Source organism: Mycobacterium sp. (genome assembly GCF_008709575.1).
Classification (GTDB): domain Bacteria; phylum Actinomycetota; class Actinomycetes; order Mycobacteriales; family Mycobacteriaceae; genus Mycobacterium.
Genome location: NZ_VYIK01000039.1, coordinates 1 through 26,535, shown reverse-complemented (window position 1 = coordinate 26,535; position 26,535 = coordinate 1). Strand labels below are relative to the sequence as shown.

Genomic DNA, 26,535 nt, shown 5'->3' with positions numbered 1-26,535 from the left:
GCCGAACCATCAGAAGTCCCGCAACCTCGCTTCCTCCAGGTCCAGGCTGCGCTCAACGGTGCGAAGCACAGTGGCGCTGATGCGGTCCTGCTGCCGCAATCCCGCCACCACCGCCCGCTCCACACCGAGCATCTCCAGGCGCAGCGTGCGATACCTGGCTGCTTCGCTGAGATCAGCCGCCGCAGGCTGATCGGTGACCTGCAGCCGGCGCAACCTGGACTCGTACAAGGTGCGCAACGATGCCACAGCTGGGTCGGAGGTGCCTTGCGCCTCGGGTTGACTATCGAGCCAGCGCAACGCGGCGTTGGCTGCCTCCAATCGGGCCAGCCGCGCCTGCTCATGCGAATCCTCCTGGGCGACATCAAGTTTGCTTAGTAGCCACGGCAAGCTCATACCTTGGACTACCAGCGTGACCACGATCACCGCTGCCGCGACGACGAGCACCAAATCGCGGTAGGGGAAGGGCGAACCGTCGGCGAGCCGCAACGGTATTGCCAGGGCGGCGGCCAGAGAGACACCGCCCCGCATCCCGGTCCAGCCGATGACCGCGCGTTCCCGCCACGGCGCCGGCACTTTCGGATGCCGCAGAACCCTCGCTGGTCGCAGCAGCAGCAGCCACGCCAGCCGCGAACCCACCACGACGGCGCTCACAGCCGCCGTGACCGCCAATACCGTCTGCGTGGGAAGTCCCGGGACGCGGTGAACGACTCGGACCAGCTGCATGCCCACGAACGTGAACAACGCGCCATTGAGCAAAAACACCAACACATCCAGAAAGGCGAACGCCTGCAGCCGGGTGCCCGGCGCAAAGATCAGTCCGGAACGCGATCCGACATAAGTGCCGGCGACGACGGTGGCCAGAACCCCGGAAAGACCGGCAGACTGCGCAAGCACATACGTCAGGTACGGCGTGGCCAGCGACAACGTGATCTCCGGCAACGGCTGGTCGAGGCGACGGCGCAGGCTGACCAGGATCCAGGCAATCACCAGGCCCAGCACTGCGCCACCCAGCGGTGCGACGAACACCGTCTTGGCCAATTCCCGCGGCCGCACCACACCGGCCACTGCCGCGGCGACGGCTCCGACGTACAAGACCAGGGCGGTGCCGTCGTTGATCAGCCCCTCCCCCTCCACAATTGTCACCAACCGCTCGGGCGCATTGAGCCGGCGAAACACCGACGCAGCCGCCACCGTATCGGTCGGCGCCACGACTGCTCCGGCAACTGCGGCCACGGTGAGCGGAATGCCCGCAATACCCACCATCACTGCCGCCACCGCCGCCATGGTGACCAGCACCAGCCCCACCGCCAGCAAGCCGATGGAGCCGGCGTTGGCACGCAGGTCCCCGGGTGCGATGAAGTAAGCGGCGAAATACACCAGCGGAGGCAGGAACACGTAAAACATCACCACAGGAGGCAATTCGGGTGCGGCGGCCCACCCCGACAGGGTCAGCAGCGCGCCCGCCCCAACCAGCAGAACGGGGTAGGGCACCCCGAATCGCTCTGCCAACCATCCGGCTGCCGCGGTCGCCAGCGGAACGTAGAAGAGCAAGACCGCTAAGTGCGCTGTCATCGGCTCACGCTCGTCGCCGCTGTGTCTCGCCGAAAGGCAGCGCCGCCGACCGGCATCAGCGCGGGGGCCCTTCCTCGAGCAGGCGCCGAAATCCCTCCTCGTCGAGAATGGGTATGCCCAGTTCGACGGCTTTGTCGTATTTCGAGCCGGGCGAGTCTCCGGCGACGACGTAGTCGGTCTTTTTCGACACCGATCCCGCGGCTCTACCGCCGCGCGCCACAATGGCCTGGGTGGCCTCTTCGCGCGAGAAGCCCGCCAGTGAGCCGGTGAGCACGATGGTCAGACCTTCGAGGGTGCGGGGCACGCTGGTGTCACGCTCGTCGGCCATCGACACCCCGGCGGCCCGCCACTTGTCGACGATGGCGCGATGCCAGTCGACGCTGAACCACTCGGTGATTGCTTCTGCGATCGTCGGGCCGACGCCGTCGACGGCGGCCAGCTGTTCGGTCGAGGCCGAGGCGATCGCGTCCATGCTGCCGAACGCGGCGGCCAGCGCCCGCGCCGCGGTCGGCCCGACGTGGCGGATCGACAACGCCACCAACACCCGCCACAGCGGCTGTCTTTTGGCCTTCTCCAGGTTGGCCAGCAGCCGCTTGCCGTTGGCCGAGAGCGCGCCGCTTTTGGTGGTGAACAGCTCGGTGCGCAGCAAGTCGTCCTCGGTGAGGGTGAACAGGTCGCCTTCGTCGGCGATGACGTGTGCTTTCAGCAGGGCGACCGCCGCTTCGTAGCCCAGCCCTTCGATGTCGAAGGCGCCGCGGCCCGCGGCGTAGAACAGCCGCTCCCGCAGCTGCGCCGGGCAGGACCGGGAGTTGGGGCAGCGGATGTCCAGATCGCCTTCGCGGGCCGGTGCCAGCGTGGCGCCGCATTCGGGACATGTTGTGGGCATGACGAATTCGCGCTCGGAGCCGTCGCGAAGATCCACGACCGGTCCCAGCACCTCGGGGATCACGTCGCCGGCTTTGCGGATCACCACGGTGTCACCGATGAGCACCCCTTTGCGTTTGACCTCCGAGGCGTTGTGCAGGGTGGCCAGGCTCACCGTCGACCCGGCGACCCGCACCGGTCTCATCAACGCGAACGGGGTGACCCGTCCGGTGCGCCCGACGTTGACCCGGATGTCGAGCAGCTTGGTCTGCGCCTCCTGGGGCGGGTACTTGTACGCGATGGCCCAGCGCGGTGCCCGCGACGTCGACCCGAGCCTGCGCTGCAACGACATCTCGTCGACTTTGATCACGACACCGTCGATTTCGTGGTCGACGTCGTGGCGGTGTTCGCCCCAGTAGTCGATGTGCTTGTGCGCGCCGGCGATGCCCGCCACCCGGGTGGTGTGCTCGGAGACCGGCAGGCCCCAGGCCCGCAGGGCCAGGTAGGCGTCGTGCAGCGTGGCCGGCTGGAACCCTTCGGTGTGCCCTAACCCGTGACAGATCATCCGCAGGGGGCGGCGCGCGGTGACCGCGGGGTCTTTCTGCCGCAGTGAGCCCGCGGCGCTGTTGCGCGGGTTGGCGAACGGTGATTTGCCGGCGTCGACCAGCGCGGCGTTGAGCGCCTCGAAATCGGCGACCCGGAAGAAGACTTCGCCGCGCACTTCCAGGACGGTCGGGATCGGATAGTCTTCGGTGGCGTTGAGCCGCTCCGGGATGTCGTCGATCGTGCGGGCGTTGAGCGTGACGTCCTCGCCGGTGCGGCCGTCACCGCGGGTCGCTGCACGCACCAGGCGCCCGTCCCGGTACACCAGCGCCAGGGCGACACCGTCGATCTTGAGTTCGCACAGGTAATGCGGGTCGGTGCCGAGCGCGGCGTGCACCCGAGCCGCCCAGGCGTCGAATTCGTCGAGGTTGAACACGTTGTCCAGGGAAAGCATCGGTTCCAGGTGCTCGACCGGGGTGAAGTCGGTGGCGAACCCGGCTCCTCCGACGAGCTGGGTGGGTGAATCCGGGGTGCGCAGCTCGGGGTAGCGCTCTTCGAGATCTTGCAGGCGCCGCAGCAGCGCGTCGAACTCGGCGTCGGAGATGATAGGCGCGTCGCGCACGTAGTAGCGGAACTGGTGTTCGCGCACCTCTTCGGCCAGTTCCCGCCATTGCCGGCGCACGTCGGACGGGGCGTCACCGGTCGAACTCACCACCGCAGGTTATAACCCGCTGCGCCGAGGTTCTCGTCGACTCAGCCGACGCCGGGAAGACAGCCGAGAAGAAAATCGAACACCAGCGGAACCGCGGCGGCGCCGGTGCCCGGATCGGCCAGCGCGGCAGAACCGGACGTCAACGCTGTCGGGTCGACCGCTGCCACCGCGTCCACCGCGTTGACCGCGGGATAGGTGGTCGCGAAGTCCGACGCGGGCAGCAGCCCGATGTCCACCAGGGCGTCTCGGACCCCTTGATAGGCGCCGGTCACCAGCTGCCCCAGGATCGTGACCAGGTTGAAGTCCGGGCTGGGCTGATCGGGGTAACTGGGCAAGTACACACCCAGGTCGTTGAGCAGCGGCCGGGCCAGCTGTTCGAGATCGGCCAGCAGGCGCAAGCCCGGGAACAGCTGCGCCGGGGTGGGGATGTCGGCGTAAGCGTTGGGGTTGTAGCCCAGGTTGACCAGCACGGTCAGATCCGGTTGCAGCAGATCGGCCAGTGGCGTGCCGACCAGGGGGATATCGCGCAGCGGCTCGAGCAGCGGCAGGTTCTCGGTGGGAATCATGAAGTATTGGGTGACCCCGTCATAGCCCGGAGACGTCGCCAGCGGCACCGCGTTGGCGATCTGGGCGGCCGTGAAATGCGGATACTGGGTGTGTTCGTATTGCAGGCCGAATATGGCGTTGAGGTCGGCCAGCACATTGAGGGGGTATTGCGGAAAGTCGGAGACGCCGTCGTATTGGGCGATGTAGATGTCGGTCGGATAGACGGTGTCGGGCGGGGTGGGCCCGTAGAAGGGGATCCCCAACACCGGAATGTTGAAGGTGAACCGCTCGAAGAAGCCGCCGTCGGGGTTGCCGAAGTCGCCGGTGAGCATGAAGGCCAGGTCGGCCGGGTTGGGTCGTTCGTCGGCGGGCAATGCGTCCAGCGCGTTCATCTCCAGGGTGGCGATGATGGCGCTCTGTGAGTAGCCGAACACCAGCAGGTCGCTGCCCGGCGGTGCTTGCAGGATCGCATTGTTGAGAATCAGCTGCCCCTCCGATACCGACTGGTCGAGGGTCAGACCGCTGATAAACGGGATGTTGGCGCCTTCGGGGGTGTACAAGCCGAACGGAGTGAACCCGGTGTAGTCCGGGTTGGGCTGGATGTAGGCGTCGTTGATCGCGGTCACGTAGCCGGGATCGGGTTGCGGGTTCAACGTGCCGCCCATGATGAACGCTGTCTCGTCGGAGGAGTCTCCGGCGTGGGCCGCACCCGCAGTCGTCACCGATGCCAACGACAACAGTCCGGCACTGCATGCCGCCGGCAGTGCGACGATGAGTCGGCGGCATACCCGAAGTGTCATTGACGGCTCCTCATCGCGTGGCGCTACCGGGACTGTATAACCGGTGGGCGCCGCAAGGCGGAAATCGGCGAAGCCCGGGCCCGCAGCGCAGTGCGCGCTGCTGGTGCGCCGGCGCCGGGATCACGCTGCGCAACCTGTGTCGACACTCGGTGTCGGTGATGCTGCATGCCGGTATCCCTGCATCCGCCGCTGCCTGACACGGTCACGATGTTCGGATGACGATCGCGGTCTACAGCCGGCTCTACGACGGGGGGTGACCGCTAAGGCGTCCGCCATGTTCGGTACTGGCAGGTCCCCGATAGTCGGTCCATCAGGAAATCCCCCGAAAGTGTGGAGGCATGCACTATGAGGTAGGGGCATGTCAGAGACGCGCAGGAAGTTCGACCGGGAGTTTCGGGAGGGAGCGGTACGGATAGTCCGGGATACCGGTAAGCCGATCGCGCAGGTGGCCCGAGACCTCGGGATCCATCCGGGCACCCTGGGTAATTGGGTTGCCAAAGATCGTGCTGAACGGGAAGGCACCCAGGGGCTTTCCACCGGTGATATCGCCGAGTTGAAGCGGCTGCGCGCCGAGGTCGCCCAGCTGCGCATGGAGCGTGATGTGCTCAAGCGATCCGTGGTCCTTTGGGTGAAGGAGGCGACGAGGTGAGTGTGGCCCGCTTTATCGCCGACCAGAGGACCTTGCATCGGGTGCCACACACGGTGTGCTGCGCGCTGTTGGGGGTCAGCGTTTCCTGGTTCTATAAGTGGCTGGACCGCGGGCCCACTGAGCGGCAGCGACGCCGCGCGCAGCTGGATGCGCGGGTGGCGGAGCTGTTCGAGCGCTCCCAGCGCACGTATGGCTCGCCGCGGATCCACGCCGACCTGCTCGCTGAAGGCTGGAAGGTCAGCGTGAACACGGTGGCCGACTCGATGCGCCGGCAAGGGCTGGCCGGGCGCAAGCCTAAGCGCCCCAGGTGGTTGACCCGCCAGGACACGAAGGCACCGAAGTTCCCCGACCTGCTCAAACGGGACTTCACCGCCGCAGCGCCCAACCGTAAGTGGTGCGGTGATATCACCGAAATCCCCACCGATGAGGGCAAACTGTATTTGGCTTCGGTCCTGGACCTGTGCGGGCGACGTTTGCTGGCTTGCCCGATCTCGGAGCACCCCGATGCCGAGCTGGCCAGCGACGCGATCAAGATGGCCGTCGCAGTACGTGGCGGGCGCGCAGCGATCGCTGGCGTGATCTTTCACACCGATCGCGGATCTACCTACACCGCCAATGATTTCACTAAGCTGTGCCGCAAGCTCGGGTGCGCCAATCGATGGGACGTGTCGGGTCGTGCTTCGACAACGCCGCCAGCGAGGCGTTCTTCTCCACCCTCGAACACGAGGTGCTGTCCCGCCACCACTTCGCCACCAAGGCACAGGCACGCGAGGCCATCACCACCTGGTGCTACGAGTTCTACAACACCCGACGTCGGCACAGCTCAGCCGGGTTGCTGCCACCCGTCGAATACGAAAAAATCACGGCCATCCAACCGGAGGCCGCATAACGGAAACCTCCACGTTTTCAGGGGAAGCCCAATCTGGTTTTAGAGCCAGGTTTGTTTTGATACCGGGTTTCAGTTGATCTCGCAGGCCACGGGGTGGTGGGTGTGGCTGCAGCGGGCAGCGTACTCGGCCGGGGTCAGGTAGCCCAGCGCCGAGTGGCGATGCCGATGGTTATGTTCATGCTTGAAGTCGCCGATGACGACACGGGCTTCAAGCAGACTGGTCCAGTGGTTGCGGTTGAGGCACTCCTTTCGTAGCCGATTGTTGAACGATTCGATGTGGCCGTTGTTCCATGGGGTTCCCGGCGGGATGTAGACCAAGCCGACTTTGTTCTCACAGAAGCGTTGCAGCGCTTGGGAGATCATCTCCGGGCCGTTGTCCATCCGCAGCACCATCGGTGGTCCGCCGGCGGCGGCGAACACCTGCTCAAGCTCGTCGACGAGCCGTTCGCCGGTGATCGAGCGCTCCACGATGTTCAGCAGTGATTCGCGGGTGTGCTCGTCGATCATCGAGGCGATCTTGATGGCCTTTCCGTCGATGGTGGAATCGAACTGGAAATCGATCGCCCACACCACCTTGGGCGCATCCGCCTCGATCTCCGGTGGCCAGGATGACTGACCAGCACGCTTGCGTGGGCTGTGCACCCGCCGCTGCAGGCCCTCGTCCTTCCATAGCCGGTGCACCTTCTTCTTGTTGACCTCGCAGTGCTCGTCGTAGCGCAGAGCAGCCCAGGCCCGCCGGAAGCCGTGGCAGGGATGCTTGCTCGCATAGGCCCGCAGCCACGCGCGCAGGTCGGCGTCGGGGTCTTGCGGGGTCGCCGCGAGCGGGGTGCGCCGGTAGGTGGAGCGGGCGAGCCCGACCGCCTTGCACGCGAGCCGTTCAGACAGACCCAGAACCTCTTTGAGCATGTCCACAGCGCGGCGCTTGGCAGCCGGGCTCAAAATTTTCCCTTCGCCACCTCCCGCAGGGCATCCTTTTCCAGCTCAGCCTCCGCCAGCAGCCGCTTGAGCCGGGTGTTCTGCTCGCGCAGCTCCCTGAGCTCCTTGGCGGCATCGACGCCCATACCACCGTAGGTGCGCCGCCAGTTGTACAGCGTCGCCGGCGAAACCTCCAAGTCAGCGGCGATCTCCTCATTGGTCATTCCCGCCACGGCAAGCTCATCAGCACGGCGCAACTTGCGCACGATGTCCTCCGCGGAATGCCTCTTGCGGCCAGCCATGTGATTCATCGTCCCTTCCGCCCCACCCAGGGGCCACAGGACTCTAAAACACGGCGGACTCATCCAACGGGAACACGCCAGTACCATCGAAGCAACCGGATAGCGGCCGTGGCGAACCCTACTCGTCGACTTCGAAGGGCACCGCTGGCATCAAATAGCGATTATCGAAGTCAAAGGTCAGCCCCATGCGATCGTGCCAGTCGCGTGCGAATGCTATAGACGAGCTACATGCCCAGTCTGCACAGCCCAGCCCCGAGTGCTTTGTTGGGGTACCACGGTTCGCCGATAGGCTGCTGATTCTCGCTCCCCGCAAGCTTGGCTCGCAGAGCCGCCACGAACTTCGCTTCATCCCTGCCGTCGTCATGCCACTACTGAGGTTTGAAGTGGACCAAGTCATTTCGCAGATTGATCAATATATCCACACTCTGATACGGCTCTGCCCCCCTCTCCATACGCTGATGCCCGGCGCACACCAGCGCAACCTGAAACTTGCTTATCGAAGACAACATCCGCTCAGCCTTCTCCTTGCCGGTCCACAGCTCACGCATGGTAGCGATTGCAACGTCCGGGATGCCCTCGATGTACTCCTTGCTCTGACCCCGCCCGACCTCGGCCGCGTCCTGCCCTACTTCGTTGACGAGAGCTTCGAGAAATGCGACCGCTGACCATATAGCCGCCATTGCGTGCGAGCGGTGCGGTCGATCAACGTTCTGCTCGTCCAACAAAGTTTCTTCACGATTTCGGCACAGCCACGCTTCTCGGCGGGCGTTCCACAGGTGTTGGCTGGCCATGTAGTTGCGTATGGAAATCGACGGTGGCCGGCCGCTAGCCACACCGGATGCGGCCTCGACTTGCTGCTGTTCTGGTTCAGGCATGGGGACGAGCCTGCCAAACCGAGGGCCGGTCGACAGCACCAGGAGGCCGTCGTCGTCGTTTGGAACCGAAGCTCCACCGGATGGTTGTTAGCGGCTCCCTTCATCACCCATTGGCTCGCTGCTGGCCCACTGGACCCCAAGACGAGATAGGACCCGGTACGAATACCAGGTCTTATTTGCGTTCTCTTATCTGCGTTTGCAGAGTGGAGCTAAGGGGACTCGAACCCCTGACCCCCACACTGCCAGTGTGGTGCGCTACCAGCTGCGCCATAGCCCCGCGTGCCCATCGAAGCTACACCACCGTCAAGGCGGGTTCAAAGTCGCTGGCCGGGGTGCGCTACCGGGTAGGATCGAATTCCCTCAAGGCGGCGGGCTGCTTGCCGGTGGTGATGTAGTCGGCCAACAGCCACCCGGTCGCCGGGCCGTGCGTCATCCCCCACATGCCGTGTCCGCCGGCAACGTAGATCCCGGGCCCGATCCCCGACCCGGCAACCCTGCCCACCAACGGGCGGCCATCGGGGCTCAAGGGGCGCGGGCCCACCCACACCTCGCTGCGTTGCTCCCAGCGCACGCCGTCGAGCAGCGGGCGCGCTGACGCCGCGATCGCGTCGGCTTGTGCCGCGGAGGCCGGCGCGTCCGGATCACCCAACTCCATCGTGCCGGTGACGCGCAGCATCCCGTTCAGCGGCAGGCAGGCCACTCGCGCGTCGGGCAGGTGGATCGGATCGTTGACCGGGCGGTCCACCGGCACCGCGAAGGAATAGCCGCGCCCGGCCTGCACCGGCACCCGCACCCAGCGGCTCACCAGCCGCGGCAACCAGGCACCGGTGGCGATCACCGCCACGTCGGCCGACAGCGCCGCACCGCTGCGCAGTCCGACGCGGACACCGTCGGCGGTGGTGACCACCTCGGTGACCTCGGCGGTCTGCAGCGTCGCGCCCCGCTCGACGACGGAGCGGCCCAACGCCGGCACGAACCGGGCCGCGTCGACGAAGCGCTGACCGTTGACGCGGATACCGGCGGTGACCGCGTCGGACGCCAGCGGCACCTGCTCGCGCAAGGTCGCGCCGAACAGTTCGGTGACCGACACCGGCTGGCCGGCGTCGGCGAAGCGCTGCAGGTGCTCCCTGTGACGTTCGGCGTCGTGCGACGTAGTGAACAGCGCGATCACCGGCGCTTCGGTGACCGGCGCGTCGACCCCGTTGGACACCAAAAAGTCGTAGGCCTGGAAGCACTTTTCGCTCAGCGCGAGGTTCGCGCGCACCGCCCGGGCCCACGACGAGCGGCGGCAGTTCAGCGCGAACCGCAGCAAGAAACGCCACAGTGCCGGGTCTGCGGTCAGTGGAATGCGCACGCCCGCAGTTGGTTTCAGCAATGCTTGGGCGCCGTAGCGCAGGATGTGGGGTTCGTTGAGCGGAATCGTCAGCGCCGGGGCGATGTAGCCGGCGTTACCCCGGGACGCACCCGCGGCCACGCCGACACGGTCGATCACCGTGACCTGCACGCCGCGCTCCTGCAGAAACCACGCCGTGGACAGCCCCACCACGCCCGCACCCGCCACGATCGCCGATCGCGGCCCGATCCGGTTGCCCTCAGCCATCACGACCCTCCCATCACCGTGTTCGCCCGGCTGGGGGCCCGGAATCAGGCCACCTCCGGCGCGCTCTCCGCCGCCCCGGCGCCGGGCAGCGGTTCGACCGCGCCCTGGGTTTCCGGTGCCACCAGCCAACCCACCGCCGCGGCCAGCAGAACGATCCCGCTGACCGCGAAACCCCATCGGTAGCTGAGGTGTTCGGCGATCTCACCGACCGCCACCGCGCCGACGATGGCCCCCAGGTCGGCCATCATCTGAAACGTCGCCACCGCGGTGCCGGTGCGCGCCGTGGCGCCCAGGATATCGGCGACGGCGGCTTGTTGGGGTGCGGCGAACATGCCCGAGGCAGCGCCCCCCAGGCACGCGGCGAGCAGGAACAGCGGCACCGACGACGCCGCGCCCAACCACATGGTCGCCACCCCGCAGGCCGACAGCCCCACGACCAGCAGGGTGCGCCGGCCGATCCGGTCCGACAAGTAGCCGCTGGGCAGCGCGAGCGCCAGGTTGCCGATCGCGAAGGTCGCCAGCGCCAGACCCGTCATCCGGGGCCCGCGGCCCAGCACGTCGGAGACGAACAACGGCACCAGCGCGATTCGCAGTCCCCACACCGACCACCCCGTCGCGAAGCTCGACAGCAGCGCCGAACGGTAGGCGGGGTGCCGAAGCGCGACGCGTACCGTCACCGCCGGGCGGGTGTGCGGCGCGGGCGCGGCCAGCGTCGACCGCCGCAAGCTGTAGGAGACCGCGATCGCCGTGACCAGCACCGCCAGCCCGTAGAACAGGAACGGGGCGCTGAGCCCCAGGCCCGCGGTGAGACTGCCCACCACCGGTCCGCCGACCGAGCCGATCAAAAACGAGGTGGCGAACAGCCCGGCGACCCGCCCGCGCGCATCGACCGGACTGATCCGGATCATCAGGCCCAGCGCGGAGATGAAGAACATCGTCGACCCGATGCCGCTGATCGCGCGAAATAGCAGCAGCTGCCAATAGGTCTGGGCGAACGCGCACGCACCGGTGAACACGGCCACGATCAACAACCCGGCCACGTAGATCGGGCGCTCCCCCAGCCGTTGCACCAGCATTCCGCTCGGCGGCGCGAAGCACAGCCGCATCAGCGAAAACACGCTCACCGCGAACGTCACCGCACCAATGCTGACCCCGAACGTGCGCGCGTAGGCCGGCAGCACCGGAGACACCACGCCGTAACCCAGCGCGGCCATCGCGTTCGCCGCGATCAGAATCCAGGCTTCAACCGGCAAACTCGTCGAATTCTGCCGTAAGGCTCTGCAGCGGGCACGCCCGGCGACGAGGGTCACCCGATGACTTTACCCACAAGCTCGCGGGCCGCCTGCTGGACCTCGGCTAAATGCTTCGGGCCGAGAAACGACTCGGCGTAGATCTTGTAGACGTCCTCGGTGCCCGACGGGCGTGCCGCAAACCAGGCGTTGGCCGTCGTCACTTTCACCCCGCCCAGCGGCGCGCCGTTGCCCGCGGCCGTGGTCAGCTTTGCGGTGATCGGCTCGCCGGCCAGCTCGGTGGCGCTCACCTGGTCGGCTGACAACGCGGCCAGCCGGGCCTTCTGCTCGGGGTCGGCGGGCGTGTCGATCCGCGCATAACTCGGCGCCCCGTATTGGGCGGTCAGCTCCCGGTACCGCTGGGAGGGGTCGGAGCCGGTCACCGCCAGGATCTCCGCGGCCAGCAACCCGAGGATCAGCCCGTCCTTGTCGGTGGTCCAGACCGACCCGTCGCGGCGCAGAAACGACGCTCCGGCTGATTCTTCGCCCGCGAAACCGATCCTGCCCGTGCTCAGGCCGTCGACGAACCATTTGAACCCCACCGGCACCTCGACGAGCCGGCGGCCCACGCCGGCGGCCACCCGGTCGATGATCGACGAACTGACCGCGGTCTTGCCGACGGCGACGCCGGCCGGCCACAACGGCCGATGGGAGTAGAGGTAGTCGATCGCCACCGCCAGGTAATGGTTGGGATTGCACAGGCCCGCGGCGGGGGTCACGATGCCGTGCCGATCGGCGTCGGCGTCGTTGCCGACGGCAATCTGGTAGCGGTCGCGGTGGGCGATCAGCGGTGCCATCGCATCCGGTGAGCTGCAGTCCATCCGGATCTTGCCGTCGGTGTCGAGCGTCATGAACCGCCACGTCGCGTCGACCAGCGGGTTGACCACGGTCAAGTCCAGGCGGTGCCGCTCGGCGATCGCGCCCCAGTAGTCCACGCTGGCCCCGCCGAGCGGGTCGGCGCCGATGCGGACCCCGGCGTCGCGGATCGCGTCGATGTCGACCACATGCGGCAAGTCGTCGACATAGGCGCCCAGGTAGTCGTGCCGCCGCGCGGTCTGCCGGGCCCGGCGCAGCGGCATGCGCCGCACAGCGCGGGCGCCGTCCCGCAGAATCTCGTTGGCGCGGTTGGCGATCCAGGTGGTGACGCCGGTGTCGGCCGGGCCGCCGTGCGGCGGGTTGTATTTGAAGCCGCCGTCGCGCGGCGGGTTGTGCGAGGGGGTGACGACAATGCCGTCGGCGTGGCCGTCACCGCGGCCGCGGTTGTAGGCGAGGATGGTGTGGCTGACCGCCGGCGTCGGGGTATAGCGATCGGCCGCGTCGATCAGGGTCACCACGTCGTTGGCGGCCAGCACCTCCAGCGCCGACACCCAGGCCGGCTCGGAGAGGCCGTGGGTATCGCGACCGAGAAACAGCGGCCCGGTGATGCCCGCGCCGGCGCGGTACTCGACGATGGCCTGGGTGATGGCCAGGATGTGGGATTCGTTGAACGCGCCGTCGAGCGCCGAACCGCGGTGGCCCGACGTGCCGAACACCACCTGCTGCGCGACGTCGCCGGGGTCGGGTTCGATCGTGTAGTAGGCGGTCACCAGGTGCGGCAGATCGACGAGATCCTCGGGACGGGCCGGGGTCCCGGCGCGTGGGTGGGTCGTCATTGCGCCAATTCTGCCGGCGTCGCGCATAGGCTGCTGGGGTGGCGGGCCGCGACTACCGTGAGCTGGCCGCCGTCTTTGTCGGCGGTGGCCTGGGTGCCGGCGCCCGCGCCGGCCTGAACACGCTCACGGTCGCCGACCCGACCCGCTGGCCCTGGCCCACGTTTGGCGCCAACATCGTCGGCGCCTTTCTGGTGGGCTACTTCACCACCCGGCTGCTGGAGCGGCTACCGCTGTCGAGCTATCGCCGTCCGATGCTGGGCACCGGGTTTTGCGGCGGTCTGACCACCTTTTCCACCATGCAGGTCGAGACACTGACCATGATCGAGCACCACCGCTACAGCCTGGCCCTCGGCTATCTTTGCGCCAGCATCGTGCTGGGACTGCTCGCGGTGCATCTGGCCACCGCGCTGGTGCGTCGGGTGCCGGTCGGCTGATGCCCGCCGGCGACGATGCAGAGCGAAGCGATGAGGAGGAGCGGCGCTGATGCCCGCCGGCGACGATGCAGAGCGAAGCGATGAGGAGGAGCGGCGCTGATGATCTGGCTGGGCGTGCTGCTGGCCGGTGGCCTGGGCGCTGTGCTGCGGTTCGTGGTCGACGGCGCGGTCGCCCGCCGGGCGGCGCGGCCGTTTCCGTTCGGAACCTTGACGGTCAACATCAGCGGCGCCGCGGTGCTCGGGGTGATCAGCGGCCTGGTCGTGAATCGGTCCGTTGCGCTGATCGCCGACACCGCGTTCATCGGTTCCTATACGACCTTCTCCACGTGGATGCTGGAAACTCAGCGCCTCGGTGAAGAACGTCAGGTCGTCGTTGCCGTGGCCAACGTCGTGGTGAGCATGGTGTCAGGCCTGGCCGCCGCGCTGCTGGGCCAGTGGATCGCCGGTCGACTATGAACGACGAATACCTGAAGCTGACCGCCTATTTCGGCGAACGTCAGCGCGTCGCGTCGGACGCCGCGGTGCGACAGGCTTTCTTGGCCGATGCCTTGTTGGACTTGTTCGGCGGCCGGCAGGTCGCGACCAGTGTGATGCTGCGCGGCATCGCCAGTTTCGGGCCGCGTCACGTGCTGCGCACCGACGAATCGTTGAGTCTGTCCGAGGATCCGCCGGTGACGGTCGCCGCGGTCGACGTCGCCCCCAAGATCCGCGGCCTGACCGACGACGTGCTGGCGATGACCGACCGCGGTCTGGTGACGGTGGAGCGCGCACGGCTGGGCGGCGGGGCACTGCCCGGCAGCGACGCCCGCGACGCCGCCAAGCTCACCGTCTACATCGGCCGCCAGGAGCGTGTCTCGGGGCTGCCGGCCCACCGGGCCGTGTGCGATCTGCTCTATCGACACGGATTCTCCTCTGGCGCAGTCTTTCTCGGGGTCGACGGAACCGCGCACGGCCAACGCTATCGGGCCCGGTTTTTCAGCCGCAACGTCAACGTGCCGATGATGGTGCTTGGAATCGGGACAGCGGCGCAGGTGTCGAGCGCCGTAGCCGAACTCAACGCCGCGGTCCCTCGTCCGCTGCTGACCGTCGAACGGGTGCGGCTATGCAAACGCGAAGGGCAGTTCGTGGAGCGACCGCACCACCTGCCCACCAGCGACCAGCACGGGCGAGCGGTGTGGCAGAAGCTGATGGTGTACACCAGCGAGGCCGCCGGATCCGGCGGCGTGCCGATCCACCGCGCGCTGGTCCGCCGGCTGCTGGAGTCGGGGATGGCCCGCGGCGCGACCGTGCTGCGCGGGATCTGGGGATTCCACGGTGACCATGAACCGCACGGTGACAAGCTTTTTCAGTTGGTGCGGCGGGTGCCGGTGGTCACGATCATCATCGACCGACCGGAGTGGATCGTGCGCAGTTACGACATCGTCGACGAGCTGACCGCCGGCCACGGTGTGGTGACCAGTGAGATGGTGCCGGCGGCGGTATCGCTGGAGGGGCCGAAACGGCTCGGCGGCGCCAGGCTCGCGCAGCTCGATTACTGACTGTGCCGACGTGGCACCTGCTTCTCGACCGACCAGACGTATGCTCGCCTGCATGAGCAGGCCCACAGCGGACGTGCCGGTCCTCGTCGGCGCCGACGGCGCGGTGGGCCGCCTGACTCTCAACCGGCCCCGGCAGCGCAATGCGCTCAGCCTGGAGCTCATGCAGGAGCTGCTGGTCGCGCTACGGCACCTCAGCGAAAATCCCGACGTGCGGGCGATTGTCATCGACGCGGCCGGCCCCGTGTTCTCCGCAGGCCATGACCTGCGCGAGATGATCGGCCGCGATGTCGCGTTCTACCGGCGGCTGTTCGACGTCTGCACCGAGCTCATGGAAACCATCCACCGCGTCCCCGAACCGGTGATCGCCAAGGTGCAGGGAATGGCCACCGCGGCGGGCTGTCAGCTCGTCGCCTCCTGCGATCTCGCCGTGGCCGCCCGCGACGCCCGGTTCGCCACTCCGGGGGTCAAGATCGGGCTTTTCTGCTCGACCCCGATGGTGCCGCTGTCCCGCGCAATCGGGCGGAAGCGGGCGCTGGAGATGCTGCTGACGGGCGGGGCGATCGACGCCCGGACCGCACTGGACTGGGGCCTGGTGAACCGTGTCGTCGCGGCGGAAGCGCTCGACGACGAGCTCGCCGGCCTACTCGACGCCATCCTCGCGTCGAGCCCGCGCACCGTCGGGCTCGGCAAGGAGGCGTTTTACGCCCAGGTGGACCTCGACGAACGCCGGGCCTACGACCTGGCGAAAGCCGTCATGGCGATGAACGCCCACACCGACGACGCCCAGGAGGGCATGTGTGCGTTCCTCGAAAAGCGCCCCGCGCGCTGGCCGCAGCGCTGAGCGTCTTTCTCACAAACCCGGTGACGAACAGGGCCGACACGGCTATAAATACGAATTTCTTTTCGTGATGTTTGACATACGTAGTTGATATCGCGTAATGTCCGCCGTATGTTTGGTCTCGGGTCAACGACAGCGGCTGACGGTGCAGACCGGTGAGCGTCGTTCTCGTCGGGGTTGTGACTTTGCCCCTGCTGTGTTCCCTGTGCGCACTGGTCGCCGGCTCTCGGCATCCCCGACTGGTGGGCCGATTGGGCGCGACAGCCGCCGGCGCGGGGTTTGTCGGCGCATCGCTGATCGGGATCGACGTGGCCGTCCACGGGCCGGTGTCGAGCACCCTCCGATCGGCCGACGGCACCCTGATCGCCCAACTGGAGGCTGACCGACTCAGCGCCCTGTTGCTGATGCTGGTGTACGGGGTGAGCACGATCGCGCAGATTTTCGCCCTGCGCTACCTGGCCTGCGACAGACGGTCGGGATGGTTCACTGCCGGGACCGGGGTACTCACTGCGGCCTCCGCCGGCCTGATGACCTCAGGCACGCTGCTCGGATTGGCTTTTTGCTGGACGACGGCCGGCGTTGCGCTGTGCCTGTTGCTGGCAACCTACTGGGAGCTGCCTGCTGCCCGCGACGGCGTCCTCAGGGCAGCGGCAGCATTCGTGCCGGGGGATCTCGCGTTGTGGTCGGCTGTCGGCCTACTCGCGCCGCAATGGGGCAGCGTGAGCCTCTTCGCGCTGGGCCACAACAGCGTCGAGCGATCATCGTCGATCCGGATGGCAGCAGCGGGCTTGATCGTCGTGGCGGCGCTGTCGCGATCGGCGCAAATTCCGTTTCACCGCTGGCTGCCGGCGACCCTGGCCGCACCAACACCGGTCTCCGCGCTGCTGCACGCCGGTGTCGTCAACGCCGGCGGGGTGCTTCTGGTGCGGTTGAGCCCACTGGTCAGCGGATCTGCCATCGCCATGGGGGTGGCGTTCGTCGCCGGCGCGCTGAGCATGGTCTACGGCGGCGTGGTGATGCTCACCAAATCCGACATCAAAGGTTCGTTGGTCTACTCAACGATGGCCCAGATGGGGTTCATGGTCTCGACCTGTGGGCTCGGTTTGTCTGCGGCCGCGATATTCCACCTGGTGGGCCACGGTTTTTACAAAGCAACGTTATTCCTGTCGTCCGGCTCGGCGATAGCCAAGCGGCGCCACCAGGCGGCGCGCCCACCCGCGCCAACGCTTGCGCCGGTCCGCTGGGCGGCGATCCACGTCGCGGCCATGGTGCTACCTGCTGCGGCGTTATCCGCAGCGAGCAGCGTCGTACGACCGCCAACCGGCGAGCATGGCTCGGCCCGCGTCCTGCTGATCTTCGCCTGGGCGACCGCCGCTGCCGCGTTGGCGGGCTGGCTGGCCCGGAATCCGGGTGTATGGTCCGCTCTCACGGGTGCCCTGACACTGTTCGCGGCGGCCACCGCCTATGTCGTGTTGGTCAGCGCCGTGACCGGATTTCTGGCGCCCGACCTGCCCCCGGTCCTTGCGCCCTCCGCCGCGCCTCTCGGCATCGCGGCCGTTGCCGTAATCTTGGGCACACTGACCGTGCTGCGCCGAGGGCCAGGCAACGGGTGGGCAGGCCGACTGCAGCGTGCCCTCTACACCAAGGCGCTTGTGGCCGGCCATATTCCAGCGAGACGTCCCCGACCCAGGCCGGCCGCCCTTCTCTTGACGCGCCAACCCACAGGAGCACTCCGGTGACTGCGGTGGCCGACGACGTCGTTATCGACACCCGCCGCGCGCAGCTGCGCAGCGAGGTAAACCTGGCCGCCCGGGTGTTACCGACCCACTATCCGCTGGAGACCTTCATCGCGGTCAACCCACTGGCCGGACTCGAGTCCATGCCCTTCGAGCAGGCGATCAGACGGGCGGGCGATCTCTACGGCAGCGCCGGCGTGCTCGACGAAACGACCTTCCGCGAGCTCTACCGTGCCGGACGGATCACCGACGCCGACCTCGAGTCGACGCTACGACTGCGCTACCCGACATTGCTCGACGGGGAACCGGTCCGGCTGGGCAACCGCACGATGACACCAGCCGAATTGTTGCGCGCCGACTTACTCACCGGCGAACTCGCCCCGAAACCTTTCCGACGCAACACCACCCGCAGTGAGCGGATGGCTCCGCAGGTGGCCGACCAGATCGACGCGCAGGCCGCTAAATGGTGTGGCGCGTACTTTGGATCGCCTGCGGCGGGCTGGCCGATGCCCGACCACCACCGCGGCTTCTACGAGGCCTGGTGCGCGCTGGCGCCCGGTGATCACAAGCTGAGCCGGCGCGCGCGCGCCGCGCTGCGCAAGCTTCCCCAGCGGCCCGAAGACGCCGCTCTTGGGGCACTCCAACAGCTCGGAGTGGCTGAAGACGATCGGATCACCTATTTTCAAGCCCATCTGACGCGGCTTCCGGGATGGGCTGCGCTCGTGCGCTGGTCTGCTGAACGCGCCAGCGGCATCGATCTGCTCGACTATCTTGCCATGCGACTGACCTACGAAGCAGTGTTGTTGGCGCACAACGGCTCATGGTCGCGAACAGGATCGGGCAATGCTGTCCACCCAGCTACTCCCTCGGCCCGCGAACGGGCCGCCATGCTAGCCCGGACCTTGGCTGTCGGCACCGTCAAAGACAACGAATTGAGTTGCGCTGCAAGGGTTTTGTCAGCTTTGCCGGTCACAGCACGACAGATGGTCTGGCAACAAGCCTACGAAGCGCACTATCGCGACGCGCTGCTGCGATCCTTGGCGAACGCGACCCCGCAGGAAAACGATGAGCGGGCCCGTGTCCAGCTCGTGTGCTGCATCGACACCCGATCCGAGGGATTGCGGCGCCACATCGAAGCCCTCGGCGGATACGAAACCTTCGGCTTCGCCGGCTTCTTCGCTGTCGCCATCCGATTCACCAGCCTGCTCGGCGGCACACCGAGCGATCTGTGCCCGGTGCTGATCCGCCCGGACCATGAAGTTCAGGAGAATCCCGCTCCGTCTGCCGAGCGTGCGGCCCGGCGGCTGCGCAACGGCAGCGCCGTCATCGCCGCCGCCGAGGCGGCATTTCACTCCGCCAAGCAGGCGCTGATCGCCCCATTCACGTTGGCTGAAGCGGCGGGGTGGGTGGCCGGTCTGTGGGCAGCGGCCAAAACGCTGAGCCCACTGGCCAGTGGCACACTGCGACGCCGACTTCGCGACCGGCTGGCACCGCCGGCCCCCGGCGTGCTGTCGATCAACGACACCGTCGAACTGACCCGGCGCACACTGTACGCGCAAGTCGCCCTGACCACCATGGGCCTCACCGAGCGGTTCGCCCGCCTAGTCGTCCTGTGTGGGCATGGCAGTGTCACCGAGAATAATCCGTACCAGGCGGCGCTGGACTGCGGAGCCTGTGGCGGGCAGCCGGGAGGCCCCAACGCCCGCGCCGCTGCGGCAGTCCTCAACGACGCCGTTGTCCGAACGCAATTGCGCGACCTGGGAATCACGATTCCCGACGACACCTGGTTTGTTGCCGCTCAGCACGACACCGCCACCGACCGGGTCACCGTGTTGGATCGACACCTGGTTCCGGCCAGCCATAGCCGCGACGTCCGCCGGCTCATCGCAGATCTCGCGGCAGCCGGCGCCGGGCTGGCAGCCGAGCGCTGCGCGGGGCTTCCGGGTGGCCCCGCGAACGCCTGCCCGGCCCGTGCCTCTCGCCACGTCGCCGGCAGATCCTTGGACTGGGCCCAGGTGTTTCCCGAGTGGGGACTGGCCGGCAATGCAGCCTTCATCGTGGCGCCCCGCGCGCTCACCCGGGGCATGAACCTGCAGCGCCGCGTCTTTTTGCACTCCTACCAAGCCGACGTCGACCCGGACGGCATCGCGCTGGAAACCATCCTCACCGCGCCCATGGTGGTGGCCCAATGGATCAACTGCCAGTACTACTTCTCGACGGTGGCACCGGAAATGTTCGGGGCGGGCACCAAGACCATTCACAATGTCGTCGCCGGCGTGGGTGTGCTCGCCGGGCACGGCGGCGACCTTCAGCTGGGCTTGCCCCGTCAGTCACTTTCCGACGGCCAGTCTTTCGGCCACGAGCCGATGCGTCTGCTGACCATCATCGAGGCGCCACTGCAACGCATCGACATGGTGATCGAACGCAACCCCATCCTGCAGCACCTGTTCGGTAATGACTGGGTGTGCCTGGCCGCCCGCGAACACCCCGGCCACGACTGGCAACGCTGGACCCGTGGCGGCTGGCGACCCTGGACCACCAAAGCAGCGGAGCACAACCGCTCACCCGGCCGGGAGGTGATGCCATGCCACACAACGGCTTGACCAAGATGACCAAGATCGAGGTGGTCGTCGCCGGTGAACACGCACCCGCAGTGCGCGAGCAGTTCCGCTGCGCCGGAGCGACCGGTTTCACCAGCGTTTCCGGGGTGTCGGGGCTCGGTCATCACGGTTACCACCAAGGCCGGCTTCTCTTCAATCAACAAGCAGCTCTCGAGTTGCTCATCACCGTCGTCCCGGAAAACAAATCCGACGCCCTGATCGCCGGCTTGCGCCGCCTCCTCGACGCCTCACCCGGGGTCATGTTCGTCACCGAGACCTACGTCAGCCGACCTGAGTACTTCAGCTAAAACCCGACGAGAAAGGGAGAGTCCTCATGTCCAACCCGTCATCAGCCTGGCAGAGCTTGAAGGCAGGCAACCGCCGCTTCGCGGCGACGCAGCGGTCGCATCAGAGAGTCGCCGAACCAGACAACTCACCCATGGCGGTGGTGTTTCGCTGCGCAGATGCCGGCATGCCCAGTGCCGAGTTGTTCGATCAGCAACGCCGTTCGCTCATGGTCGTCAGCACCTGGGGGCACGTCGTGGACATCGGCGTGTTGGCTACCCTTGAGTACGCCGTCGCGACACTGAAGACCCCACTGATCGTCATCCTCGGCCACTCGGACTGCGCGGCGATGCAGACCGCGCTCGAGTCCTGGAACACCGTCACCTTCCCCGATGGAACGGTGCGCGCAGTGGTGGAGCACGCGATTGCCTCCCTCGCCCGCCAGGATGCGAGCATCAGCAACGCCGACGAGCTGGCCGCCGCGAACGTGGCACACACCGGCGTCTCGCTACTGCACAAGTCACCGGTGATCGCCAAGGCGGTCGACAGCGGAGAGTCGGCGATCGTGTGCCTGGTCAGCGACGGCGACGACGGCCGACTCCGCGTCTGCGCGACGTTCGGCGCCGTTTCCCCGGACGAGGCAGCACTGCTGGAGTGCGTGTAACACGGCGGCACCGCCGTCGGGTAGCCCGGACATGAGCAGCTACTGCGGGGCGGTGATCGCGATGGGCACCATGCACGGCAAAGAGCACCAAGTGGCGCCGCCGTTCGCCGAGGTGCTGGGCGCGCACGTCATCGTGCCGGCCGGGATCGACACTGATCAGTTCGGCACCTTCACCGGCGAAGTGGCCAGGACGTTGGAGCCGCCGGCGGCGGCCACCGCCAAGGCCCGCCTGGCGATGCGGCTCGCCGGGGTGCCCTACGGTCTGGCGAGCGAAGCCAGCTACGACACCTGGTTTGGCATGCTGGCCGTGCACGAGGAAATCCTGGTGTTCGTCGATGACACCCGGGACCTGCAGATCGTCGAAGGTGTCAACACCCCCGGGGCTCCCGGGCCGCCCCGGGCGGTCGACTCCGTGGATCAGGCGGTCGAGGCAGCGCAGGGTTTCGGATTTCCGGACCAAGGCGCCGCAGTCAAGGCCAATGTCGACGATCGAATTCGGGTCTTCGGTAAAGGGATCACCGACAGCGAAACCCTCATCGTGGTCGTCGACGCCGCGTTGGCGGCTGCCGACGACAGGCAGGCCTGGGTCGAACCGGACCTGCGTGCTCATCACAACCCCAGCCGACGAGAGGTCCTTGCCGAGTTGGCGGGCCGGCTCGCCCGTCGGCTCGCGACACCCTGCCCGCAATGCGGATGTCCCGGGTACGGCAGAGTCGGGGTCCACGAGGGGCTGCCATGCCACGCATGCGGGTGCCCGACCAGCATGATCGCCGCCGACGTCCACGGGTGCCCGGCATGCGGGCATCGCAGCACCGTTGCGCGTCACGGGGCCATCGCGGAGCCACGCTTTTGTCCACGATGCAATCCCTAGGATCGCAGCACGCGATCACGACAACGCCGCGATAAGTTCGCCCACCGAGTGGCTGGCTTCGAGCGGGTGGCGCAGCTTACCCTCCGGGTTGATCTCATAGACGTTGCGCCGTCCCACCTTCGACTTTTTCAGGTATCCCTCGTCGGTCAAGTCGGTCAAAATCGCCTGCACGGAACGCTCGGTGATGCCGATGCGCAGCGCCAACTCCCGCGCCGTCAATGGCTCGCCACTGGAGACGCACAGCAACACATGTGCGTGATTGGTCAGGAACGTCCAGGTTCGGTAAGGAGTCTGGACCCCGGCCCTGGGCTTCGGACCACCGTCCACGCTTGGGGAGTCTACCAAGATTCGCGCAAAAGACTTCGCCAATCGATTAGCGGTCTTAGCGTGCGGGCGAATCCTCAGCCGGTCAGCCGGATGGGCAGTCGCTTCAATGAATTGTTGAGATTCGAGCGTATCCGGACCGGCTCGCCGATGAGCTCGATGCGGGGAAACGCCGTCAGGAGCTCCTCGAAGAACACCGCGCTTTCGAGTCTGGCCAGGTGTGCGCCGAGGCAGAAGTGGCTGCCCATACCGAAGGAAAGGTGCGGGTTTGGCTGCCGGTGGATGGTGAACACCTGGGGATCATCGAAGACCGCTTCGTCTCGGTTGGCAGAGGTGTAATACATCGCTACCTTGTCGCCGGCTTTGATACGGGTGCCGGACAGCTCGGTGTCGACGAGCGCAGTGCGCCGAAAGTAGTGCAGCGGGTTGTCATAACGGAGGATCTCTTCGATTGCACGTGGGATCAGCGCCGGATCGGCCCGCAGCTGGGCCAGCTGGTCCGGATGCCGCAGTAGCGTCAACAGCCCTCCGGAAAGCAGGCTCTTGGTGGTGTCGTTGCCGGCGGTGACCAGCTGCACGAAAAAGCCGCCGAAGTCATGATCGCTCATCGGCCGGCCGCCGAATTCGGCGTCGAGGATCGCGCCGGCCACGTCGTCGGTCGCATCGCCTTTGCGGCGGGTCGCCGCGAACTCGACGGCGTAGGAGGCCATCTCGGCTCCGCCTGCCCCATCGCCGTAGTCCGGCCCGCCGAGGTCGGGGTCCTGACTGGAGGTGATGCGCTCGGCCAGCTTTTGCAGGTAAGCCCAATCCTGGCGCGGTAGGCCGAAGAACTCGCCGATCACTTGTGTCGGCAACGCTGCGGCCACCTCGTGAACGAACTCCACCTCGCGGCGTTCGGCGGCATCGGCCATGATCCCGCGACAGACAGCGCGAACTCGAGCTTCGAGCCGGGCGATCGCCCGGGGGCGGAAGTGCAGCGACAACGGCGCACGGTGCACGGTGTGCCTGGGCGGGTCCATTGCCGCCAGCATGTTGCGAACCCGCGCGAGCCGCTCGGGTGCAGGGTCCTCGACGACGATGCCACCGACACTGGCCGAGAAGATTTCCGGGTGCCGGGCGACGTGAACCACGTCGGCGTGACGCAGTATCGCCCAGAAGCCTGGCTCGTGCTCCATAGGCTGCCAGTGCACGGGATCGGTGCGCCGCAACGCCGTTAGCGCCTCGTGCGGTACGCCGTTGACGAAAGTGTCGGGACTGGCCAGATTGACCACGCCTGCGCCGATAGTGCTCATCGCGGTTCAGCTGACGAGGACGTCGGGCCGGGGCAGGCCGGCCGCCGCACACAGTGTCAGGTAGTTGTGCAAGGTGCTGGACCCGTCGAAAATGCTTTCTACGTTGCCGTCCGCGTCGAGATTCAAGTTGGCTCCGTAGATCTGGAACCACACATGGGTGTCGTCCTGGAGAACTTCCAGAGTATGGACCGAGCCGGCCGGCTCGTAAAGAAACGAGCCCGCGCGGTTGACGTAGTCGTACTCCTTATACCGCCAGGCTCCTGAAGTCGTATAGGCATAGACCGGACCGGTGTGCCGGTGGCGCCGCACCTGATAGCCGGCCCGGAACACGTTCTCTACGATCCATAGGCCTTCGGCCGTTTTGACCTGGATCACCTTCAGCTTGGAACCGTCACCGAGGTCAACGAACGGCAGGTCGCCGGCGCCGACGTGCACCGCCGTCGGCACGTCCACCATGGTCATCGTGAACCCTTTCTCCTCGTGATCCGGCGTCCGGTGTCACGTTGCCGGCGGGGCTTCGATTGCCCGCGTCGCCGGCCAGCGGCGACCGCGGCGGTGCCCGGCCGCGACGGCGAGGAAAGCCCCTGAGCCGACGACGACGGTCGCAGTGCGCACCTGCGGCCCGCCTGGTCATCATCGAAGAACCTCCGCTGGCCTCGCGTGTGTCACGATACGAGGAGCACGGGATGAGTGCGATCTGTTTTGCGAAAAAAAAATTCTATTTTCCCGTTTCGCGTTTTAAGGGCGGCGCTTTATCGGCGACGGGCCGGCCTCATGCGCCGAAAAGGTCGAGCGGGTTCAGCAGCGCTACGACGTCGGCCAGCGCCGCGCCCGGGTTCGCCTGGGCCAACTCGGACATGTCCGCCCACTCCAGCGTGGCCAGGCTGCCCAGCGCCGCCGGGAAGTCGCTGTTGGCGGTCAGCACCGCGGTCGCCAGGTCGTCGCCGGCGTTGAGCAGCCCGGCGGTAACGCTGGTGTTCGGATCGACCAGCACCTCGTCGAGCAGGGAGCTCAGCTGGAAGCCGGGCAGCAACGGCGCCACGACGGTTTCCGCCATCGCCAACTCGACGGGCAGGCTGATGTCGCTCCACGCCAGGGGCGAATTGTCGACCACCGCCGACAGGCTGGCCACCGGATTGGTGACGATGTCGTGAGCGACGGTGTCCCAGTCCGGGGTCAACGCCGGGGTCAGCCTCAGCGCCAGCGAAGTGACCGGCTCGCTGCCGAACACCGCGTCGAAATTACCGGTACCCATCAGCGCCTGCAGCGTGTGCAGCAGCAACTCCTGGATCACCCAGTCGGGTTGGGCGTGTGCCCGCGACGCGTCGAGTGCGTAGTCGTAGGACAGCACGCGTTGCGACATCTCAGCGGCGTATTCGGCGGGGCTGACGGTGGGGGTGTCGGCGGGCAGATAGTCGCCCACCTGCGCCACCGGCACCACCTGCGTCGTCACGGGCAGACCCGTCGGGTTGGTGCCGGCGGGGATGCTCTCGAATCGGGCGAAGATCTCTCCGCGCGTGACACCGCTGCTGTCCAGCCAGTTCGCCACGCCCGGGTTGGTCGCGCTGACCACGTAGTAGGTGTACCCGTCAGGATCGTGGAACGCCGTCGTGTTGTTGAGCGTGGTCTGCGCCAGGGTGTACGGCAGCGCCGCACCGAAGACGTTCATGAGTTCGATCCCGCTGTAGGCGGAGGTCACGTCGGGCACTTTCACGATCAGCGCCGCACCGGCCGGCAGGTCGAAATTCCCTGCCGACACGGCCGCGCTCTCCAGGCCCGCACCGAAACCCGTCTCCGGTGCCAACGGGCTCATCGTGTTGACGGGAAGCTCGATCCCGGCCGTCTCCCCGGTCGCGATGTTGGCCTGGTTGAAAGGCCCGGTGAACGCGGCGAACGCGGTGAACAGCGTGGCCAGCAACGAGTCGACCGAGGCGATTTTGCTGCCGGCCAGCCCCGTCGCCAACGAGTCGATCGCGGCGGTGGGCGTCCCGGTGCCGGGCAACAGTCCCGTGCTGGGTATGGCGAAGAACGCCGGGCAGCCGGCCACGCAGTGGATGCTCAAGCTGGCGGGGCCTTTTGCCCAGTTGCCCAGCATGTCCCGGATCAGCAGCGAGGCGTCGCCCTCGGCGGTGGCGTTGTGGTCGTCGATGTAGTTGACGGCGCCGCTCGGTTCGGTGGGACCGATGTCGACGGTGAACGTGCCGTTGGGATTGACCACGAGGTTGTCACCGAGTTGCAGGCTGCTCTGGGTGTGCACCGTGTTGGCCGTGATTGCTTCCGAGCTGATGGACAAGCCCTCGGTGCCCCCGCCGACGGTGCCCGTGAGCGCGTAGGTCGCCCCGGGGGCAAGCCCGGCGGTCACGTAGTAGTAGATGTCGGGGGTGAAAAAGTCGAAGTACTGGCGGGGATTGGCGGCGTCTCCGGCCACGACCTCCGGCGATTGGAAAAACCACCCGTCGAACAGCTCGGTGGCCCGGGAAAGCCCGGCCATGAGCAGTTCGTAATTGGTGTCCTGCAGGGTCGTCATCAGCGTGGCGTCTCCGGCCGGTGTCGCAAACGGCAGCGCCGAGTCGTATGCCACCGCCTGCTGCATCGCCGCCAAGAGGTGGTCGAGCGCCGGCTGAAACAAATCCGACGACCCTGACGAGGCAGTCGCCGCGGCCGGTTCGTCGGCGGCGGCCGGAGGCGCGGTGATCACCGTCGCCACCACGCCGGCCAGCGCTGTCGTCGCGATCCGGGCCGCTC

General features: G+C 67.0%; 23 protein-coding genes, 1 tRNA gene and 1 pseudogene. 12 read left to right on the top strand and 13 right to left on the bottom strand.

Annotated elements, in window-relative coordinates; all coding sequences use genetic code 11:
• Positions 1–9: 9 nt before the first annotated feature.
• Genes F6Q13_RS10540 through F6Q13_RS10530 form a run of 3 tightly spaced genes read right to left on the bottom strand, consistent with a single transcriptional unit; the run spans position 10 to position 5,037 of the window.
• A complete protein-coding gene (locus tag F6Q13_RS10540; RefSeq protein WP_293055993.1) occupies positions 10–1,572 on the bottom strand; it encodes a Na+/H+ antiporter in 1,563 nt (520 codons plus the stop codon).
• 55 nt (positions 1,573–1,627) lie between these two features.
• On the bottom strand, positions 1,628–3,694 hold the full coding sequence (ligA, locus tag F6Q13_RS10535; protein ID WP_293055990.1) for an NAD-dependent DNA ligase LigA: 2,067 nt from the start codon (positions 3,692–3,694) through the stop codon (positions 1,628–1,630).
• 38 nt (positions 3,695–3,732) lie between these two features.
• The gene (locus F6Q13_RS10530) at positions 3,733–5,037 is read right to left on the bottom strand and encodes a PE-PPE domain-containing protein (protein ID WP_293055987.1); all 1,305 of its coding nucleotides are present in this window, start codon (positions 5,035–5,037) and stop codon (positions 3,733–3,735) included.
• A gap of 358 nt (positions 5,038–5,395) precedes the next feature.
• On the opposite strand from F6Q13_RS10530, the gene F6Q13_RS10525 reads away from it, so the two are divergent.
• From F6Q13_RS10525 to F6Q13_RS10515, 3 genes and pseudogenes are all read left to right on the top strand, one after another.
• Positions 5,396–5,686 carry a transposase gene (locus F6Q13_RS10525; protein ID WP_293055984.1) on the top strand — a complete coding sequence of 97 codons (291 nt, stop codon included), beginning with the start codon at positions 5,396–5,398 and terminating at the stop codon, positions 5,684–5,686.
• Positions 5,683–6,285: pseudogene (locus F6Q13_RS10520) on the top strand (IS3 family transposase); the annotation flags it as partial. The gene F6Q13_RS10525 and the pseudogene F6Q13_RS10520, both read left to right, overlap by 4 nt.
• A gap of 59 nt (positions 6,286–6,344) precedes the next feature.
• Complete coding sequence (locus tag F6Q13_RS10515; RefSeq protein ID WP_293055981.1) at positions 6,345–6,575, top strand: integrase core domain-containing protein; 231 nt, start codon at positions 6,345–6,347, stop codon at positions 6,573–6,575.
• Positions 6,576–6,644: 69 nt separating this feature from the next.
• Here the strand turns inward: F6Q13_RS10515 and F6Q13_RS10510 are convergent.
• The 6 genes from F6Q13_RS10510 to pgm all read right to left on the bottom strand — a co-directional run bounded on the left by F6Q13_RS10510 (position 6,645) and on the right by pgm (position 13,208).
• Positions 6,645–7,792 (bottom strand): IS3 family transposase gene (locus F6Q13_RS10510; protein WP_293055978.1). Its coding sequence is split into 2 segments (ribosomal slippage): positions 6,645–7,525 and positions 7,525–7,792, totalling 1,149 coding nucleotides; the frame shifts between segments, so codons are not numbered across the junction.
• 368 nt (positions 7,793–8,160) lie between these two features.
• Complete coding sequence (locus tag F6Q13_RS10505) at positions 8,161–8,667, bottom strand: hypothetical protein (RefSeq protein ID WP_293055975.1); 507 nt, start codon at positions 8,665–8,667, stop codon at positions 8,161–8,163.
• Between the two features lie 204 nt (positions 8,668–8,871).
• Positions 8,872–8,944, bottom strand: a tRNA-Ala gene (locus F6Q13_RS10500).
• Between the two features lie 60 nt (positions 8,945–9,004).
• Positions 9,005–10,267, bottom strand: a complete 1,263-nt coding sequence (locus F6Q13_RS10495; RefSeq protein WP_293055972.1) for an FAD-binding oxidoreductase — start codon at positions 10,265–10,267, stop codon at positions 9,005–9,007.
• A gap of 44 nt (positions 10,268–10,311) precedes the next feature.
• The gene (locus tag F6Q13_RS10490) at positions 10,312–11,577 is read right to left on the bottom strand and encodes an MFS transporter (protein ID WP_293055969.1); all 1,266 of its coding nucleotides are present in this window, start codon (positions 11,575–11,577) and stop codon (positions 10,312–10,314) included.
• On the bottom strand, positions 11,574–13,208 hold the full coding sequence (pgm, locus tag F6Q13_RS10485; RefSeq protein ID WP_293055966.1) for a phosphoglucomutase (alpha-D-glucose-1,6-bisphosphate-dependent): 1,635 nt from the start codon (positions 13,206–13,208) through the stop codon (positions 11,574–11,576). Before pgm ends, F6Q13_RS10490 begins: the two co-directional genes overlap by 4 nt.
• Before the next feature lie 38 nt (positions 13,209–13,246).
• Between pgm and crcB (F6Q13_RS10480) the strand changes: the two genes are divergently transcribed.
• The 9 genes from crcB (F6Q13_RS10480) to F6Q13_RS10440 all read left to right on the top strand — a co-directional run bounded on the left by crcB (F6Q13_RS10480) (position 13,247) and on the right by F6Q13_RS10440 (position 22,174).
• The gene (gene crcB / locus F6Q13_RS10480; protein WP_293055963.1) at positions 13,247–13,642 is read left to right on the top strand and encodes a fluoride efflux transporter CrcB; all 396 of its coding nucleotides are present in this window, start codon (positions 13,247–13,249) and stop codon (positions 13,640–13,642) included.
• 99 nt (positions 13,643–13,741) lie between these two features.
• Positions 13,742–14,098, top strand: a complete 357-nt coding sequence (crcB, locus tag F6Q13_RS10475; protein WP_293055961.1) for a fluoride efflux transporter CrcB — start codon at positions 13,742–13,744, stop codon at positions 14,096–14,098.
• Positions 14,095–15,180: a DUF190 domain-containing protein gene (locus F6Q13_RS10470; protein ID WP_293055958.1), complete on the top strand. Its 1,086-nt coding sequence runs from the start codon at positions 14,095–14,097 to the stop codon at positions 15,178–15,180. The genes crcB (F6Q13_RS10475) and F6Q13_RS10470 overlap by 4 nt, the downstream gene beginning before the upstream one ends.
• 52 nt (positions 15,181–15,232) lie before the next feature.
• Complete coding sequence (locus F6Q13_RS10465; protein ID WP_293055955.1) at positions 15,233–16,021, top strand: enoyl-CoA hydratase; 789 nt, start codon at positions 15,233–15,235, stop codon at positions 16,019–16,021.
• Between the two features lie 152 nt (positions 16,022–16,173).
• Positions 16,174–17,757 (top strand): proton-conducting transporter membrane subunit, encoded by a 1,584-nt coding sequence (locus F6Q13_RS10460; RefSeq protein ID WP_293055953.1) that lies wholly within the window; start codon positions 16,174–16,176, stop codon positions 17,755–17,757.
• Positions 17,754–20,357 carry a DUF2309 domain-containing protein gene (locus F6Q13_RS10455; RefSeq protein ID WP_293055950.1) on the top strand — a complete coding sequence of 868 codons (2,604 nt, stop codon included), beginning with the start codon at positions 17,754–17,756 and terminating at the stop codon, positions 20,355–20,357. The genes F6Q13_RS10460 and F6Q13_RS10455 overlap by 4 nt, the downstream gene beginning before the upstream one ends.
• Complete coding sequence (locus tag F6Q13_RS10450; RefSeq protein WP_293055947.1) at positions 20,339–20,662, top strand: transcriptional regulator; 324 nt, start codon at positions 20,339–20,341, stop codon at positions 20,660–20,662. The genes F6Q13_RS10455 and F6Q13_RS10450 overlap by 19 nt, the downstream gene beginning before the upstream one ends.
• Positions 20,663–20,793: 131 nt before the next feature.
• Positions 20,794–21,303 carry a carbonic anhydrase gene (locus F6Q13_RS10445; protein WP_293055944.1) on the top strand — a complete coding sequence of 170 codons (510 nt, stop codon included), beginning with the start codon at positions 20,794–20,796 and terminating at the stop codon, positions 21,301–21,303.
• A gap of 31 nt (positions 21,304–21,334) precedes the next feature.
• Positions 21,335–22,174, top strand: a complete 840-nt coding sequence (locus F6Q13_RS10440; RefSeq protein WP_293055941.1) for a DUF6671 family protein — start codon at positions 21,335–21,337, stop codon at positions 22,172–22,174.
• Positions 22,175–22,189: 15 nt separating this feature from the next.
• Here F6Q13_RS10440 and F6Q13_RS10435 read toward each other — a convergent pair whose 3' ends face one another.
• The 4 genes from F6Q13_RS10435 to F6Q13_RS10420 form a co-directional block, all read right to left on the bottom strand.
• Positions 22,190–22,501 (bottom strand): winged helix-turn-helix domain-containing protein, encoded by a 312-nt coding sequence (locus F6Q13_RS10435; RefSeq protein WP_293055938.1) that lies wholly within the window; start codon positions 22,499–22,501, stop codon positions 22,190–22,192.
• A gap of 74 nt (positions 22,502–22,575) precedes the next feature.
• Positions 22,576–23,790 carry a cytochrome P450 gene (locus F6Q13_RS10430; protein ID WP_293055935.1) on the bottom strand — a complete coding sequence of 405 codons (1,215 nt, stop codon included), beginning with the start codon at positions 23,788–23,790 and terminating at the stop codon, positions 22,576–22,578.
• Positions 23,791–23,796: 6 nt separating this feature from the next.
• On the bottom strand, positions 23,797–24,252 hold the full coding sequence (locus F6Q13_RS10425; protein ID WP_293055932.1) for a 2,4'-dihydroxyacetophenone dioxygenase family protein: 456 nt from the start codon (positions 24,250–24,252) through the stop codon (positions 23,797–23,799).
• Between the two features lie 310 nt (positions 24,253–24,562).
• Positions 24,563–26,535 (bottom strand): hypothetical protein (locus F6Q13_RS10420; protein ID WP_367141275.1); only part of this gene is annotated, 1,973 nt, incomplete at its 5' end.